We start from the raw sequence: 18552 nt of genomic DNA, 5'->3' as shown, positions 1-18552 counted from the left end.
TATATAACAAGCTTCAATTTATGTTAGTACATTGAAGACTTAAAAAATCATTAAAAAAAGCCCTCGAAACGAGGGCTTTTTTTAATGATTCATGTATATGTTTTTATACCATTTCTGAAAACAGAAAAAAGTCCATACCTTAAAGGTATTATCCCTTCCGTTTATATGATCTTTTACCAATTTAGTTATTTTATCTTCCTTGAAGATATGCTGCTCTTTAAGAAAAGAAGGAGCTATAAAACTCTCTAACTCTTTCTTTAATGACGAGCGTAACCAATCTCCGACAGGAACTCCAAAACCTGCTTTTGATTTATCTAAAAAACCATCTGGAAACTGATCTTTAAACGCTTCTTTGAGAATAAATTTTTTATCCCATCCTTTCATTAAATATTCTGCAGGCAAAGAATTCGTATACTTCCATATTTTTTTGTTTAAAAATGGAGCTCTACATTCCAAAGAAGTCAACATACTGGTTCTATCCACCTTGACCAGCATATCCCCCTCTAAACTCATATGTTTATCTATGGTACGATATTCAGTAAGGTTTTTTGGAGAAGATATTCCTGTGGCATTCTTATAATAATCAAACACACTATTTTCTAAATACTCTGGAGATAGATATTCTGATAGACTATCTGATGCATATCCTAACGAAATAATGTCCCAATAATAATTATCTGTATAATCTATCGCATTCAACAACCTCTTTATTTTAAATCGTTTTCCTCTTTTATCATCTTTAGTCTTAAACAGGGATTCTGATGTGTTTAGAAGCAATTTATGCGCAGCTTGTGGTACCAACTTTGTATATCGTTGATTTATACTTCCCATATAATACTTGTTATACCCTCCAAATACTTCATCTCCTCCATCCCCTGTTAATGCTACTTTTACATGTTCACTTGTTTTATTAGCCACGAGATAACTCGGCAGAGAGGAAGAATCAGAAAATGGTTCATCAAAATTCAAAAGAATTTCACTAACATTATTCTCCAGGTCTTTTTCATTAATAATAAACTCATGATGATCACTATTGATCATTTTGGCAACAACTCTGGACTTATCAGTTTCGTCGTATGATTTCTTTTCAAAACCAATAGAAAAAGTGTTGATTTTTTTTGAGCTGATCTGCGATAAACACAAGGAAACAATCGAAGAGTCAACTCCTCCGGATAAAAATGTCCCCAAAGATACATCTGATACTGATCGGCTTTCTACACTCTCTTCTACTAATTTTTTGACTTCTTCTCTTGCATTTTCGAAAGAGACAGACGAAGTAGTTGCCGGTGTATCTTTTTCGATTTCTTCTATTTCAAACTCATTTTTGGTCAGGTCATATACCAAATAATGATTAGGTTTTAACTTATATACACCTTCGTATATTGTATAAGGTGATGGAATGTAGGTAAGTCTAAAAAACAAATTAAGCCCTTGCTTATTAATGGGAGGTATGGTCGGTAGTGTAGAAATAATTGATTTTAATTCCGAAGCCCAGATAAATTTATTCTGTTGCTGCGTATAATACATGGGTTTTTCTCCAAAATAATCTCTTCCGATAAAAACTTTATGAATGCTTTTGTCATAAATACTAAAACCAAACATTCCATCAAGTTTTTTGAATCCTGCCACCCCTTCTGTTTCATACAACTTTAAGATTACTTCTGTATCTCCTTTAGTGGTAAAATGAACTCCATTTGATTCCAGCTCTTTTCTAAGCGTTCTATAGTTATAGATTTCTCCGTTAAAAACAATACAAATCTGCTTATCCTCAGAAAATATCGGTTGATTCCCTGTATCTAAATCAATAATCGACAACCTTCTCATTCCCATAGCAATTGCGTAGGAATCATTCGAATCATGAAAAACTCCATCACTATCCGGTCCTCTGTGAATAATACAATCATTCATCAATGAAATATCTCTTTTCAGTTCTAAATCATCTTTTGAAGAAAAATTGATAAAGCCGTTTATACCACACATATAGTTAAATTTCTTAATTTGGTTTATTACTACTTTCCTAACATCTTCTTGAGCATTGATGCTTGTTTAAAAAAGAAGAGGTTATACCCAAGTAAATATTTTCTAAATAAATTTTTATTTCTATCAGTTACCTTATGATTTATATACAAGAGGTTTTCTTTTTCTAATCGTTGTTTAACTGATGTAACTTCTTTAAAAGGGAAATTATACTTAAACATCTGAAAGAACAGATCAATATTGGTCATTGTCATTCTCTCATCAAAAAAAGCAGTATTTTCCTTATTTTTTATTTCATTTTTTTCTCTAAAGTTTTTGATATTTTGCAATATCAATATAAGATCTTCTACATATTTTCTTTTCTTATTAATATCGGTAGATCTCGTTATAGAGCCTGCTGTCTGTAGGAATTTTGCAACAATCGTATCAATAGCCATGCATCGTTCTGCAAAATACAAGGCACGTGTATTGAATTCAAAATCTTCTCCATAGATTTTCTCTAAAAAAACCAGTTTATTGTCTACAAGAAAACTTCTGCGATACAATTTATTACAGGCAGAGTTCATATATTTCATATCACGGTAATACAGAACTCCAGATTTTACTTCTCCTCCTCCATCATAAGCTACTTCATAGATCACATTTCCCTGTTCATCAACTCCTTGTGCTCCATATTCTAGAATATCTAATTGATTTGCTGTAGCTATATTTATTAAAGAAGGAATCACTCCATCTATGTAAATATCATCCGCATCAAGAAAAAGCAAATAGGTCCCGATAGCATGTTCTATTCCAGTATTCCTAGCTCCTCCCAAACCTTTATTTTCCTGAGAAATCACTTTAATTACCGAGTATCGGGACGATAGCTGTTTTGCCTTTTGCTCACAATTATCAGGAGAACCATCATTGATCATCAAAATTTCATAATCCGCTTCATCTAAGCCTTGTCGCTGTACAGAAGCTACGCAGGTTTCTAAATATTGTGCTACATTATACATCGGAATGATAATGCTTAATTTTTTCGAATCAATAATATCTTTAACCATAATATATTGTAAACATTAAATAAGTAAAACCGAAATAGGCTACAGTTACCAAAGCGATGTTTAACTGTTGATTTTTAAAAAACTGTTTTTTTAAGAAAGGATAAACAATGATTAATGACATTAAAAACCAGGATAGATACGCAAATCGATTGGAGAAATTCGCGGTAATCACCAGTACCCAAAATGTATTGGCTATTAAATAGGTATTAAATAATTGATTGTATATCTTATCTTCAAACTTTCTTTTAAATATAAAATACCATCCTGCCAACACCGGAAAACTACTATAAAACAAGAAATCAAATCGGAATCCCGAACTTTTTATAGACTCATCCAGTTCACTCGTCAGATATCCTGATAAACGATCATCTCCAAATCCAATACTTGTAAACAATCCTACCCAAAAACTTCCTGTAGCTATCGAAATAGGAGTTGCCAAAAGCCAGGCGTATAAAAAGTGTTTCGGGTTATTATAAAACACGGTGATCAGAAATGCAGAAACCGGCAGTACCAAGGATTTATGAAACAATGTAGACATAAATAACAATGTATACATTATGATTTTTTTATTGTAAAAAGAAACTGCTAAGAGGAATATAGAGGTAGCCAAACCATTTCTAATTCCATTGGTACCATATGTCCAAAAAGAAAAAGCAATGATAAACATAAAGAAAGAATAGAACCAATATTCTTTAAAGTACTTTTTGGACACGATATACATCGGAATAATATAAATGATAGCACAGATAAAAAAGAACGTATTAACATCGACTACTAATGCACACAATCTCATAAAATTATGAAAGAAAACATCTTCTGTAACATAGACACTACCTCCATTTGCATAATGGTCAAAATGCAAGGCATAGGTACTCATATCGATAAAATACTTCCCACTTACTGGTCTATATCCTATATAAACCGTCAATAACAGAAGTGTAATAATACCGATTCCTTTTAAGAAAAAAATATTTTTAATATCATTTATCTGTAGTACAACACTATGAAGCAAGATAAATAGTACTGTAATCATACAATAGTATAAATACACTTCATAATAATACTCTAATGGGATAAAATCAATCATGTAATTTCTTTCTCAAAATAGATTAAACGGCTTTGGTATCTAAATAATTGCTTATCGTATGAGATACTTCGAAAAGTTCCAGATGTTTTTTAAGTCTATCAGCATCTTTATAGAATTGATCCGTTTCAAAAACAGTGTTTAATGCTTCTGAAAACTGCACTTCTTCTGTTATGAAATCTTTCGTCATATCAGGAAAACTCAACGAACCTTTGAAAAAAGTTGGCGTAATAATTCCATAAGCAGTCATAAGATTATGATTGATTTCCCCATCTGTTTTACCTACATCCATAATTTCCAGCAGTCCTTTAGTACAATTCGACGTCACAACCGGTGTCCCCAATGCCAATGCTTCTATGATGACATTAGGCGTTCCTTCATAGTAGGAAGATAATGCTAACAACTTTGCTGCTTTGATAAACTTAAAAGGGTTGTTATGTCTTCCTAAAAAAAGAATACTGTCCTCAATTCCCAAAGTCGTAATTAGCTCCTGAATATACTCCTGACACTCTCCTGCTCCATCGCCCAAAAACACCAATTTAGTCTGAGGAAATTTTTCCAGATGTAACTTAAAAGCTTTAATAAGATGCCATGGTGCTTTAACCAGTGAAATTCTCCCTACAAAAACAATAAAACGTTCCTTTACCTCTTCTGATATTTCATCAATGGGCTCTTTCCCCATGCTTCGAATTTTATCAATATTGTGAGGATTGTAAATAACTGATAAGTTATGCTTAAATCGATATCCGCAATTTTCGATCAGATCATCTTTTACTGCCTGACTGATACATACACATTTATCCAGGTACTTATAAGAGGTTTTATAAGCAACCTTACTAATCGTATTCCACAAGTTTTTACTGATTAATTCCTTGCTTTTATAGGAGTGAATACTTCCAATTTTATAGTTTTTAGTAAAGGTCAGGCTATTAAAAACATTGGACATATCCCCAAAGGAAATACTATGAGTAATTTGGTGATTTTTAATTATTTTTCGAATTGCAAAAGGGCATTTTAAATAAAATAGCATTCGGTTTTTAGCTGACATCTCAGAAAAATCCTTATCAGACAGAAACAGCTCATCTTCATTAAAATTAATAATATCATTCTCCAATCGTATTATTTTCAGACCTTTTACATAGATATCATGTGCTTTAAAATAATTATAGAAATACAGTGCCAAGCGTTCCATTCCTCCCACACTACCATATGGCATTATCAATAAAACCTTTTTCATTATTTTTTGATTAATGTGTTAAATAGATGATCCCAAATTGGCATTACATGTGCTACTTCATATCGCTTTACATGTTGCAAAGCCTTCTCTCCCATTTGTAATCTTTGTGTTTTATTCTTCATTAAACCCGAAAGAGTTTCTGCAAAGGTTTCAATGGCTCCATTTTCAATTAAAAACCCATCCTCGCCATGTGTAATAATATCAGTCGGTCCACATGGGCAATCAAAAGCAACACACGGTACTCCTACTGACATTGCCTCTATTAACACCATTCCAAAACCTTCGGATCTGGAAGTCATAACATAGATTGATGCTTCTTCGTATTTTTGTTTTATATCTCTAACCGGATTAAAAAAACGTACACTTTCTCCCAGTTCCATAGAAGCTGCCATACTGCTATACGTTTTGGCTTCATCCATTTTTCCATATATCTCCAGGGACCAATCCGGAAAATCAGTATGTATTGTCTCCCAGATCTTCAGCAAACGATCAATTCCTTTCTGAAATACATGACTTCCTACAAAAATGAGTTTATTTTGTTCATTGTGATTTAGCTCTTTATTAACCTCAAATGATAATGGATTTGGAATCACATGAATATTTTCATTCGTCCATTCAGTGAGGTTATAATTAGTGAGTACTATAAACGCATCATATGAACGTGCGCCTATATCCATCAAACTGCTCATGACAGCATACTTACATCTCGTAAGTAGTCCGGGATGATCTACATTTTTAAAAATGTTTTTAGAAGCATGGCGCTCATACAGTATTGGGATTTTCTTTTTCAGAATTTTAGGAACAAAGAAACCTTTTAACCCATCATCACAAACAGAAATAACATCCGGTGACACTAGATCTACTACTTCATTTATTTGACGTTTATATTGCTTAAAATAAGCAACAGGATTACCCGATACATTCAAATCATGAAAAACTATTTGATCCGAAAAATCATAAAAAAGTTTTTCCTTGCCCTGATTCAGGGTAATCATATGAATTTCATAATCATAATGCTGAATCAGGTAATTGGCTTTTATAGCCAATACCCTTTCCAATCCTCCTGAACCACAAACCTGATTTGTAATGTATAATAGTTTCATAAATTAGATTGATACTGCATTACCGATGAAGGTCTTACATTTTTCCTTCAAAGGTTCTGCTAATTTATGATGTAATCCCAGGTTGGTTACTTTTGTATCTTTTGTAATTTGTCCTTCCAGACCAAAATTAGAGGTAAAACTTCCATCATCTTTTACGTCTACTCGGTTAAACAATTCTAAAATCCCATCAAATCTACAGGTATCTACGAAAGTATTAAACCCATTCACAAAAATTACAGGAGTTCCCATTGCCAGACACGGTAATGCACAGTGTATTCTGGATGTCACCACAAATTTTGCCTTAGCATATTTTTTCAGGCATTCTTCTGCATATGCAAATTTTTCTTCTTCGGTTTGTTTTCCGGATGGAAGAACCTGAGTTACATAATGGGCACTTTCTAACAATTCCTGATCGACTATTTTTTTCAGGTGATTTTGGATTTTACTCAGCTTAAAAGCATCTCCATTCAATACTCCTTTTACAAAATGCTTAGATGTCAAAAATAACTTTTCAGAAGTCGGATAGTTATAAAAAGGATCTACTATATAGATATCATCTCCTCTCTCAGCATCATCCACTTTGTAATTATCCAATGTTAATGTTAAACACCCTGTAAAATACGCATCAATCCCTTTTTCTTTTAGAATCTGAACTGTAAACTTATCTCTACACCCAATAGGTTCATGTTTTTTCAGGTATGCGATTCCTTTTTCTGTTAGCATGTATGGTGCCGCTGTAGAATTCATATGAAAAGAAACCAATAATGGATCAATTTTATCCGTTGGCACCCAGTGATGAATGTTATGCGTAAACCAACCGTTCATAATCAACTTAATGGTTTCATCATTATATTCACCTAATTTCTCTCTATTCATAAAAGTATCTACATTTGGCAAGAATTGTCTTGCTGCCAAACTTTGGACATAATCACCTACATTATATGTTTTTGGTCCTTCCGGATACGTTAAAAGCCCGTATTTCATCTTTGTAATAATTTCAGAGTATTAATTTTTATTTTTATTGTGTATAATCAGTTTCTCAAATATCTGTAAACTTTATATAATCCAGGGAATTTCTGTCTTAGTATATATTTTCTTCTCTGGTTTCTCTTTACTTTTTTCTCATTTTTATTGACAATCTCGTCCAGGTCTAATGAGATAAACTTATCGAGATATGCTTGTTCTTTATCCTTGTCCTTCAGTACAAAAAAGGTATCAACAGCAGCTGCTTTATCCTGTATACAGGTCCATTGATATTTAAGTCCTTTAGTCATCACGCAATCTTCTCCAAAATTCTTAAAAATCAATTCATAAAAATTATCAGGAACATCAAAGCCATAAGGCTTAGGATCTGCACCGGATAAAATCAAACTCAAAATAGTGCGCTGACATTTATGACATACATTACAATTGTATCCTTTTCGTTCATCTGCATAACACACCCGTAATTTTATTTCAAAATCAGAATTTTGAATAAAATCAACAACCCCATCTACTTTATCAGTTCTTTTTAAATGGTATCCATCATGTGTGACTTTTGTATTCGCCCACTTCATATTTTCATCAATCAATGGTGAAGACCCCCAACTGTAACTAATTTCATTAGTAGCAGAAGCCGCAATATTGATATCTGTAAATTTGTATAAGTAACTCAAAGGCGCCAATACTCCCAGCAGTGCCATTCCGTGTTGTACTGCTCCCCACCAACCTAAATCTGCCAGTAGCTCTACTTTATATGTATAAAACTCTCTAAGGTTAGACTCTACATAAAACAACCTGGACAAATCTAATATTTCTTCTTCTTCATTAAACTTTTTGAATTCCTTCCATCGCACAGTATCATCAATAGCAACATCTGCTCCATGAATAGAAATCAAATATGGATTTCTATGGTAATTCCTAGTCAATGAATCATAAGAATCTAACCCTCCACTGAATAGAAGAGATGTATTCGTTCCGTCTATCTGATTCTTTACGATATTATTAACATGCAATGTCCCCTTAATTTCTTTTTCCGGATGAAATTTAATGAACTGTTCTTTTAATATCTTTAATGAATTATAGAATGTCTCATCCAGCTCATCGATATATACATCAAATCCTACAAACCAAGAAATAGGCATTATATTAGATAGCAATGGGATTACAGCCAAACTTTTTGGCACAGCACTTACATCCTTATCATACAAGACATAATATAAGTTGTCCAAACGAAAATATTCTTTTATATCGTTACTTACCGTATAATGATATGCTATTTTCTGTCCATTTTCTTCAAAGCTAATACTATCTAGCTTACATGTTTTCATTTCTTATTTTTTAAAATTTTGATAGAATTGAACCTATTGCGTTTTTAAAAATATCTTTTTCATAGGAAACCATTCCTAACAGATACATTAAACTTGCATAACACAAGCTATATAACACCCCTTTAAGGATAAAATTAAACCATCCTTCTCCCGGCAGGTAATTTATAAACCATCCTATTATAAAAACCAATATCGCTACGGGTAGTATCTTATTTATCAACTCTTTAAAGAATCGAAAAATATTTAATTTTATTACTTTATGGTAATAAATATTCATTACATTTTGAACAACTACCCATCCTATTAGAGAACCGGTTATCATCCCTAACGCTCCTTTTTCTTTTGCTAAAAGAGCTCCTATTCCTGTTCCAACAAGCATAAAAGTTAAGTATAAAACAGCCTTGAAAGAAAGTTTATTTTTTGCTTCTAAAATAGAATTTCCAAATGCCTGAACCAACGGAACCGTATAAGCAACCATTATTAGTAATGCAATTACCCATGAATCATAGTAATTTTCTCCTACCCATAAAAACACGAATTGCTTACCAAACAACGAAAAAGCAGTTAATATGAATAATAATACCATAAATGATAAACGCCCTACCTTAATCATCATAGATGTCAATTCTTCTCCAGAAGCATTTCCAACAGACATTTTGGTCGCTCTGGGTAAAAATACTCCAGAAATAGCCGTAGAAAACGCTCCATAATAACTCCCCAACATAATTCCTACTCCGTATATGGCTAATACTTCGGGAATACTAATTCCTCCCAAAACAATATGTCCTGCTTTCCATTGAAACATCCCTACTAATGCAAATACAAATACCCATACAGAGTAACCTAGTATCTCTATGACAAAATCATTACTCCATCGATGCAGTTTAATTTTGACATTCAGTTTTCTGAATACAAAATATATAGACGATAGAATAATAAATACATTCAGAACAGTATCTAATATTACAATTGAAAGTGCATTTCCTCCCATATATAATAAGGCTACAATCATGACAGACCTTACTAAATACCTGATAATATTTAACGTCTTGGGAAAAACGAACATTTCATATCCAGAACAAATTCCTGTAAAAGACCCTCCTGGTAATGAAATCGTTAAATTAAAAATAAGAATCAAAAACATCTTTTTAGACAATGCTATTTCCTCTTCGGACATTTTTGTAAAATAGTCTTCTAAATAAAAATAAAAGACTGTTCCAACACTGGCAATAAGCAGTGCTATAAAAACATAAATAAGCAATACTGTCGCTAAAAAATTTTCTTCTCCTTTTTTATCTTTTTCTGCTTGATATTTTGCTACAAACCTGACAATGGTATTCGTAAGCCCAAAATCCAGAACAGAAATAGAGCCTATTAAGGCACCAATAGCTGTATACACTCCATATTCAGCATCTCCAATTTTGGAAATGATAAACGGTGTAAGAACCAATCCAATGACATTGGTTAATACAATGGTCAGATAATTGAGAAAAGCCCCCTTTTTTAATTGACTCAATGTAATACTATTTTTGTGTGAATATTATAATATAGGTTATATGGTTCTTGGTTACAATCTACCATTCACCAGAGATGTATCCAAGATCCCTTTGACATCGTATAACACTCCGTTTTTATTTAATAATTTCTGTAGATCCAAAGAAAGGAATTCTTTATGAGCTACTGCTAATACGACAGCATCAAACGTTTCTTCCGGTAACTCTGTTACTGTTTCCAGTTCATATTCATGTGCTACTTCTTCAGGGTTCGCCCAAGGATCATAAATAGTAATATCTGTTCCGAAGCTTTTTAAATTATTAATTACATCAACTGCTCTTGTATTTCTTACATCCGGGCAATTTTCTTTAAATGTAATTCCTAGTACTAAAACTTTAGCATTTTTAATTTTGATATCCTTTTGTACCATCAACTTAATAACCTCAGAGGCTACATATTGCCCCATACTATCATTAAGTCTTCTTCCTGCCAGTATAATTTCCGGATGATATCCAAATTCCTGAGCTCTTTGTGCTAAATAATATGGATCAACACCGATACAATGACCTCCAACCAATCCAGGTTTAAAGGGTAAAAAGTTCCATTTTGTTCCTGCTGCCTTTAACACATCATTGGTATCAATCCCCATTAGATTAAAAATCTTAGCCAATTCATTCACAAAAGCGATATTGATATCCCGTTGAGAATTTTCTATAACCTTTGCTGCTTCTGCTACTTTAATTGTAGGAGCTAAATGCGTTCCCGCAGTAATTACAGACGCATATAATGCATCTACCTTCTCTCCTATCTCTGGTGTAGAACCAGCAGTAACTTTTAATATTTTTTCTACGGTATGTTCTTTATCTCCTGGATTGATTCGTTCTGGAGAATACCCTACATAAAAATCTTTATTAAACGTAAGACCGCTTATTTTTTCTAATACAGGTACACATTCTTCTTCTGTAACGCCAGGATACACAGTTGATTCGTAAATCACGATATCATCCTTACTCAATACCTTTCCTACGGTTTCACTTGATTTATATAAAGGAGTAAGATCTGGTCTGTTATTTTTATCAACAGGAGTTGGCACTGTTACTATATAATAATTACATGTTGCTATGTCGTTCAAATCATCAGAACAAAATAAGCCTTGAACGTCAGAAGCTTCTTGCTTTAGCACAGATTGTAATACCGTATTATCAACTTCTAAAGTACTATCAACACCCGATTGAAGCTCTTTAATTCTATTAGCATTGATATCAAATCCTACTACCGAAAATTTAGTAGCGAATAATCGTGCCAATGGCAGCCCTACATATCCCAGTCCAATGACTGCTATTTTGATGTTTTGCATGAGTTTTTTAGTTAATTAAGATGAGTGTGTTTATTTCAAGTTTTCCCAGTACCACTTTACAGCTTCCTTTAACCCTTTTTTCATATCGAATTCAGGCTGGTAATCCAATAAATCTTTTGCTTTGTTAATTGATGCTAACGAATGAGGAACATCTCCTTTTCTTTCTGGTCCATATGCTACTTCAACCGCTCCTATTTTTGCATCGTAATCAGATAAGTATTCTTTGAGCAATACCACCAGCTCATTAAGTGTTGTTCGTTCTCCAAATGCCGTATTATAAACCTCATTAAGAGCTGTTTCATTTTCAGAAACAATTGCCTTTAGATTCATTTGCACCACATTATCTATATATGTAAAATCTCTGGAAAAACTTCCATCCCCATTGATTACAGGAGATTCGTATTTCATAAATAACTGAACAAATTTAGGAATAACTGCTGCATATGCTCCATTAGGATCTTGTCTTCTTCCGAACACATTGAAATACCTAAGACCAACAGTATCTAGATTATATGTTTTCTTAAAATTGTCCGCATATAACTCATTCACATATTTGGTAATTGCATAAGGTGATAATGGTTTCCCTATTTTATCTTCTACTTTTGGCAAAGATTCAGAATCTCCATACGTAGAAGAACTGGCTGCGTAAATAAAGCGTTTTACCCCTGCATCTCTGGAAGCTACCAGCATATTCAGAAACCCTCCTACATTAACATCATTACTGGTAATAGGATCATTAATCGACCTGGGAACAGAACCTAGGGCTGCTTCGTGTAATACATAATCTACTCCTTCGCAAGCTTTATGACAATCTTCCAGATTTCTAATATCTCCTTCTATAAAACTGAATTTAGGATGTTCCTGTAGTTCTGAGATATTCTTTTTATGACCTGTAGCAAAATTATCTAATCCTACTACAGTACTTCCTACTTCTAGTAATTTTTCACAAAGATTAGATCCTATAAATCCGGCAGCACCGGTAACTAATATTTTTGACGAACTGAGTAGTTTCAGTTGATGTGTATTCATGAATTTAATTTTTTAGCCCCTTAATTTTTTAATTAATTGGTCAAATTTCCAATTTTAGACAGTGCGAAATTAAGGTATAACAGTAGAACATCCAACTAATAATCAGGGGATTTTCCCCCTATTTTACATCCCTATTATTTGCGAATATCATATTCGCAATATCCTAAAGATTTTTCAATAAAACATTCACAGTTTGTTAACAAATAGTACAGAAATCACATCTTTTTTTGTCAATATCAAAATTGAAGAAGTGAAAATAATTCCTTTTCGAATCGTTTTTGAGGCAAATATTGCTTTTCAAGCTCCAAATCGAATGGAATTGGCGTATCTAAACTACCCACTCTCTTTACAGGGGCATCTAAATACTGAAAACAATTTTCTGTAATCTTAGCTGAAATTTCAGAAGCAATTCCTCCAAACAAAGAATCTTCTTGTAGAATAATTACTTTGGCTGTTTTCCTGACAGAAGCATATATCGTTTCTTCATCTAAGGGCTGAAGTGTCCTCAAATCAATTACATCAGCAGCAATTTCAGGATTTGATGCCAACACTTCTAATACCCAGTGAACACCTGCTCCATAACTAATAATAGTTACAGCATTCCCTTCTGATAATACGGCTGCTTTTCCTATGGGAGTCAGATAATATTCTTCTGGTACTTCTTGTCTAATATTCCTGTATAATGCTTTATGTTCAAAATACAATACAGGATTAGGATCTTCTATAGCTGATAATAACAAGCCTTTAGCATCTACAGGAAATGCCGGATAAACCACTTTTAAACCGGGAGTTGTTACAAACCAAGATTCATTCGTCTGACTATGAAATGGTCCTGCTCCTACTCCTGCTCCGCAAGGCATCCGTATTACAACATCTGCACATTGTCCCCATCGGTAGTGAGACTTGGCTAATAAATTAACAATTGGATTAAATCCCGAAGATACAAAGTCTGCAAACTGCATTTCTACCACTGATTTCCCTCCGGTAACAGCGACCCCATAGCCAGCAGAAATAACTGCGGATTCACATATCGGTGTATTTCGAACTCTATCTTCTCCAAATGTTGCTACAAAACCTTCTGTAATTTTAAAAACCCCTCCATAAGCCGCTATATCTTGCCCCATCAATACCAAGGTTTCAAATTTCTCCATTCCCTGAAATAAGGCTTGAGAAACAGCATCAATAAACCGAAGTTCTTTTCCTGAAGTTACCCCCGGAAGATCAATTGTTTCTTTATACCCCATAAACACATCATTCAATTCTCCTTCCATATCCGGTACTATTGCCTCTTCCTCATTAGCGCGCCTCCAATGCGTATCGATTTCCGTTTTAATAATCGCTTTTTTCTTTACATCTTCTCCAATAGACAGTATTCCCTGATCAATCAAAAACTGACGATAATTCATTAAAGGATCTTTTGATTCCCAATGAGAAATCAATTCCTCTGGTACATATTTTGTTCCACTAGCTTCTTCGTGTCCCCGAACTCTAAAGGTTTTAAATTCTATCAATACTGGTCGCGGATTATACCTCACAGAATCCGCAATTCGTTTCACCTGATGATATACTTCCAATACATTATTTCCATCGATAATATGAGACTCCATTCCATACCCAATCCCTCTATCAGCAATGTGCTTACAGTTATATTGCTGATCCGTAGGTGTTGATAATCCATACCCATTGTTTTCTACGCAAAACAAAACAGGAAGTTTCCATACAGAAGCGATATTCATTGCTTCATGAAAATCTCCTTCACTGGTTCCCCCGTCTCCCGTAAACACTGCCGTAACATCTCTTTTTTTCTGTAATTTATGTCCTAGAGCAATCCCACACGCCACTCCCATCTGAGGCCCCAAATGAGAAATCATTCCAACAATTTTATATTCCTGACTCCCAAAATGAAAAGAGCGGTCCCTTCCTTTAGTAAAACCACTTTTTTTTCCCTGCCATTGTGCAAAAAGCCGGTATAAAGGAATATTTCTTGTTGTAAACACCCCCAGATTCCTATGCATAGGAAGAATGTATTCTGACATATCCATTGCAGCGGTTACACCAACAGATACGGCCTCCTGCCCAATACCACTAAACCATTTTGAGATTTTACCCTGACGTAATAACAGGAGCATTTTTTCTTCAATCAATCTAGGCTTTAGCATTTTGAGATACATGTCTAGCAACGTATCATTCGAATATTCTCTTTTTTCAAAAGTAATCTGTAGTTCGAAATCCTGTGGTGTTTCTCTCATATAAAAAACATTTATCTAGTAAATATACTTAATTTTAAACTAGCCTTCTTCTACTTTTTTACCATACATAGAATAGAAATCTACCCGCATAAAAGAGCATATATTATTAGTTAAATTCACTGTAAATCCTTATTTTTCCAGCTACAAAATAGTCAAATTGATCAATTAGTAAGGAAAAGACAAAAATCAAACTCCCATTTTGCTGGTTTATTTAAAATAGAAGTTATTTTCGTTTTTCTAACCTAATTTTAATTAAATTACATATGAACAATATCCCAAGTGTTGATTTAGCTGATTTTTTGTCTGACGACCCAGCTAGAAAACAAAAGTTTGTAAACGAAATCGGTAGTGCATATGAAGAAATCGGATTTGTTTCATTAAAGAATCATTTTTTAGATGATGCATTAGTAGCTAGTTTATATAAAGAAGTAAAGGATTTCTTTGCCCTTCCTGTAGCAACCAAGAGAAAATATGAAATAGAAGGCTTAGGAGGTCAGAGAGGATACATTTCTTTTGGAAAAGAACATGCCAAAGGAAAAAAAGAAGGAGACTTGAAAGAATTTTGGCACTTTGGTCAGGAGGCTGCTCCTGATGCAAACCTAATTGAACAATATCCTCCTAATGTACTTGTAGAAGAACTCAACAACTTTAATACCACAGGAATGAAAGCTTATAAAATGCTGGAAAAAACGGGTATTTATGTTTTACGAGCCTTAGCCATATACATAGGATTAGAAGAAAATTATTTTGATCATTGGGCGACAAATGGAAATAGTATCTTACGCCCTATTCACTATCCCCCTATTACAGATGAGCCAAAAGGAGCTGTTAGAGCTGGAGAACATGGGGACATCAACCTGATCACCTTGCTTATGGGAGCATCAACAGGAGGACTACAGGTAAAAAGAAAAGATGGAGCATGGATTGATGCAGTTCCTGCAGAAGATGAACTTGTTATCAATGTCGGAGATATGCTAGAACGCCATACCAATAATAAATTACGATCTACTATACACCGAGTAGTAAACCCTCCCAAAGAACAATGGAGTGAACCCAGATATTCGATTCCTTTCTTTATGCATCCAAGAAGTGACATGAAACTTGACTGTCTTAAAGAATGTATTACCGAAGGAACCCCTAAACAATACGATGATATTACCGCAGGAGAATTTCTTCACCAACGTCTGGTCGAAATAGGATTAATTAAAAAATAAAAGACGATTATGGACTTACAGGATCAGTTAAAAAATTTATTTCCTGACCACCAATCATCAGAAGATGAAAACACTAATGAAGAAGAAGATACGATATGGATGCAGGATGATCCCATGATATGCAAATACGAGAAAAGAAAAGGTAAACCTATTACAATTATAGAAGGATATACCGGCGCTGATAGTGATTTTAAAAAACTGGCAAAAGAATTAAAAACCACCTTAGGAGTTGGAGGAAGCTTTAAAAATGATGCCATTATTATTCAAGGTGACTATAGGGATCGAATTATGCAAATCCTGAAAGACAAAGGTTTCAAAACAAAAAGAGTTGGTGGATAACTAAAATAATTTGAAAGAAAAAACACTTCATATTACCAATGGAGACAGCCTTACTGAACGTCTCGAAAAACTACAACTAATAGATGGAGACATCTTAGTTTGGAGAGAAATGCTTTGTGAGGGACCTACTCAAATTAAACTTGAAACAGAAGAATCACTGCAGCTTAGAAAACAATTCCTAAACAAATACTATCGTATCCCGACAAATGGATACGATAGTAAATTCATACAGGAATTACAAAAATTAGAACAAATAAATACGTATGATACAATCGTACTGTGGTTTGAATATGACCTGTTTTGCCATATTAATATGATTGCCGCTATTAGCACTATTCTACGATTAAAAAAGAAAGAAATCCCTATTTACTTAGTTTGTAGCGGACGAATTGAAGGGCAGAAAAAGCTAATGGGATTATGCGAAATTTCTGAAGCACAATTAAAAGCACACTACGCTAATAAAGTATTACTTTCTATAGATGATTTAGAATTCGCTTCTCATATCTGGACCCTATATTGCGAACCTAATCCCAAACGAATTACTGGTTACATAAAAACGGAATCTTCTTTTGAATACTTATCCATTTGTCTAAGAGCTCATCTCCATAGATTCCCCAGTATTGATACAGGCTTAAATATTCTGGAAAATAATATTTTAGAATTAATTCATACACATCAAATCAAAAATCTCAAGCAATTAATGGGATATTGTTTGGAATATCAGGGATATTACGGATATGGAGACATGCAATTAAAACGGATTATTGCTAAACTTTTTCAATTCCTGAACCAGACTCCTAACCGACTCCAATTATCTGACAGAGGTATATTAGCCATCGAAAAAAACAAAAATTTTTATAATACCATGACTACTCAATGGTATTACGGGGGAGTTCTTAAATATCAATATCTGTACAATAACGAAACTAATCGACTATTAAAATTATAATATGATTATACCTGCTTCAGAACTAATCTTAAACGAAGATGGAAGCATTTACCACCTGGGTATAAAACCAGAACATATCGCACCAACAATTATTACTGTAGGGGACCCAGAAAGAGTACATCAGGTTACCAAGTATTTTGATACAATAACATACACTGCTCAAAAAAGAGAATTCCATACGCAGACCGGAATATATAAAGGAAAGAAAATTACGGTAATTTCTACTGGAATTGGTACAGATAATATTGACATTGTATTAAATGAATTAGATGCTTTAGTAAATATTGATCTGAATACCCGAACCATTAAAAAACAACATACGTCTTTAAACATTATTCGGATTGGAACCTCTGGAGCTATACAAGAAGATATACCTATTGATAGCTTTTTGATCTCCGAAATGGCTATTGGATTTGATAACTTACTGCAATTCTATAAATCAGAACATGTAACCAATACTGAAATTACAGACCGATTAAAAGAACATCTTCAATGGGGTTCAAAAAAATCTGATCCATATGCTGTTTCTTACGACAAAAGCTTAGGGAATCTTTTGAAAAATGATGAAATAATTAACGGTATTACAATTACTAATTCTGGTTTTTATGGTCCTCAAGGACGAATATTGAGACTACCAACAGCAAACAATCGCATCAACGATTTACTACAATGCTTCACTTTTAAAAATAAAAGGATAACTAATCTGGAAATGGAAACTGCTGGAATTTACGGTCTTTCTAAATTATTAGGGCATAAAGCAATCTCCATGAATGCTATTTTGGCTAATAGAGTCACGAAAAAATTTAGTAACAACCCACTAGAGACCGTTAACAAATTGATAGCATATACCTTAGAAAAAATTACAGAGATAAGATAAGAAGATAAAAAAGAGAGTTGAATTTACACTGCAATAGCCGCTAACATCAAGGCTAAAATCGATACAGCTACAAATACTAAAATTGCTTTTTCGTAATCTACTTGATTATTTGTTATTTTAGCAACTTTAACATATGTTTTTTTCGAGTTAAAAAAGTTCTTTTTCATAGCAAGTATTTTTTTGGTTTTTAAGATATTATAAAGATACGATACTTGTTAAGTAAATAAGAAATCTACTTCTTTTAATTTTTCAAAAACATCGTTTAAATACACAAAAACACGATAAAAA

The 18552-nt window shown here is 33.4% G+C and carries 16 protein-coding genes; 4 read left to right on the top strand and 12 right to left on the bottom strand.

All coding sequences use genetic code 11. The annotated features are described in order from the left end of the window. Nucleotides 1–81: 81 nt before the first annotated feature. The 11 genes from asnB to ACFSTE_RS17455 all read right to left on the bottom strand — a co-directional run bounded on the left by asnB (nt 82) and on the right by ACFSTE_RS17455 (nt 14885). Nucleotides 82–1980 (bottom strand): asparagine synthase (glutamine-hydrolyzing), encoded by a 1899-nt coding sequence (asnB, locus tag ACFSTE_RS17505; RefSeq protein ID WP_176030370.1) that lies wholly within the window; start codon nt 1978–1980, stop codon nt 82–84. Between the two features lie 29 nt (nt 1981–2009). Next, nucleotides 2010–3023, bottom strand: coding sequence for a glycosyltransferase family 2 protein (locus ACFSTE_RS17500; RefSeq protein WP_378254681.1), 1014 nt, complete (start codon nt 3021–3023; stop codon nt 2010–2012). Next, entirely contained in the window at nt 3016–4110 is a 1095-nt protein-coding gene (locus ACFSTE_RS17495) for an EpsG family protein (RefSeq protein ID WP_378254679.1), read from the bottom strand. Before ACFSTE_RS17495 ends, ACFSTE_RS17500 begins: the two co-directional genes overlap by 8 nt. Nucleotides 4111–4132: 22 nt before the next feature. Further along, nucleotides 4133–5344 (bottom strand): glycosyltransferase, encoded by a 1212-nt coding sequence (locus ACFSTE_RS17490; protein WP_176030373.1) that lies wholly within the window; start codon nt 5342–5344, stop codon nt 4133–4135. After that, a complete protein-coding gene (locus ACFSTE_RS17485; RefSeq protein ID WP_378254677.1) occupies nt 5344–6447 on the bottom strand; it encodes a glycosyltransferase family 4 protein in 1104 nt (367 codons plus the stop codon). The genes ACFSTE_RS17490 and ACFSTE_RS17485 overlap by 1 nt, the downstream gene beginning before the upstream one ends. Before the next feature lie 3 nt (nt 6448–6450). Beyond that, nucleotides 6451–7431, bottom strand: a complete 981-nt coding sequence (locus ACFSTE_RS17480; protein WP_176030375.1) for a polysaccharide pyruvyl transferase family protein — start codon at nt 7429–7431, stop codon at nt 6451–6453. A gap of 47 nt (nt 7432–7478) precedes the next feature. Further along, a complete protein-coding gene (locus ACFSTE_RS17475; protein WP_176030376.1) occupies nt 7479–8756 on the bottom strand; it encodes a hypothetical protein in 1278 nt (425 codons plus the stop codon). Between the two features lie 10 nt (nt 8757–8766). After that, nucleotides 8767–10272 carry a lipopolysaccharide biosynthesis protein gene (locus ACFSTE_RS17470; protein ID WP_378254675.1) on the bottom strand — a complete coding sequence of 502 codons (1506 nt, stop codon included), beginning with the start codon at nt 10270–10272 and terminating at the stop codon, nt 8767–8769. Nucleotides 10273–10323: 51 nt separating this feature from the next. Then, the gene (locus tag ACFSTE_RS17465; RefSeq protein ID WP_378254673.1) at nt 10324–11607 is read right to left on the bottom strand and encodes a nucleotide sugar dehydrogenase; all 1284 of its coding nucleotides are present in this window, start codon (nt 11605–11607) and stop codon (nt 10324–10326) included. Between the two features lie 30 nt (nt 11608–11637). After that, complete coding sequence (locus ACFSTE_RS17460; protein WP_176030379.1) at nt 11638–12636, bottom strand: SDR family oxidoreductase; 999 nt, start codon at nt 12634–12636, stop codon at nt 11638–11640. A 236-nt stretch (nt 12637–12872) separates the two neighbouring features. Further along, on the bottom strand, nt 12873–14885 hold the full coding sequence (locus ACFSTE_RS17455) for an alpha-ketoacid dehydrogenase subunit alpha/beta (protein ID WP_378254671.1): 2013 nt from the start codon (nt 14883–14885) through the stop codon (nt 12873–12875). Between the two features lie 263 nt (nt 14886–15148). Here ACFSTE_RS17455 and ACFSTE_RS17450 point away from each other — a divergent pair, with 263 nt between their 5' ends. The 4 genes from ACFSTE_RS17450 to ACFSTE_RS17435 are packed head-to-tail and all read left to right on the top strand — an operon-like array spanning nt 15149 to nt 18264. Further along, nucleotides 15149–16099, top strand: coding sequence for an isopenicillin N synthase family dioxygenase (locus ACFSTE_RS17450; RefSeq protein WP_378254670.1), 951 nt, complete (start codon nt 15149–15151; stop codon nt 16097–16099). 9 nt (nt 16100–16108) lie between these two features. Continuing rightward, a complete protein-coding gene (locus tag ACFSTE_RS17445; RefSeq protein WP_176030382.1) occupies nt 16109–16438 on the top strand; it encodes a translation initiation factor in 330 nt (109 codons plus the stop codon). A gap of 10 nt (nt 16439–16448) precedes the next feature. Beyond that, complete coding sequence (locus tag ACFSTE_RS17440) at nt 16449–17387, top strand: DUF1835 domain-containing protein (protein ID WP_176030383.1); 939 nt, start codon at nt 16449–16451, stop codon at nt 17385–17387. A 1-nt stretch (nt 17388) separates the two neighbouring features. Next, nucleotides 17389–18264, top strand: coding sequence for a nucleoside phosphorylase (locus ACFSTE_RS17435; protein WP_378254667.1), 876 nt, complete (start codon nt 17389–17391; stop codon nt 18262–18264). A 23-nt stretch (nt 18265–18287) separates the two neighbouring features. Here the strand turns inward: ACFSTE_RS17435 and ACFSTE_RS17430 are convergent, their stop codons facing one another. Beyond that, complete coding sequence (locus tag ACFSTE_RS17430) at nt 18288–18431, bottom strand: hypothetical protein (RefSeq protein WP_176030385.1); 144 nt, start codon at nt 18429–18431, stop codon at nt 18288–18290. Between the last annotated feature and the right edge of the window lie 121 nt (nt 18432–18552).

Source organism: Aquimarina hainanensis (assembly GCF_042684685.1).
Lineage (GTDB): Bacteria > Bacteroidota > Bacteroidia > Flavobacteriales > Flavobacteriaceae > Aquimarina > Aquimarina hainanensis.
The sequence above is the reverse complement of the archived record's forward strand: the minus strand, read 5'-3'. Positions and strand labels throughout refer to the sequence as shown.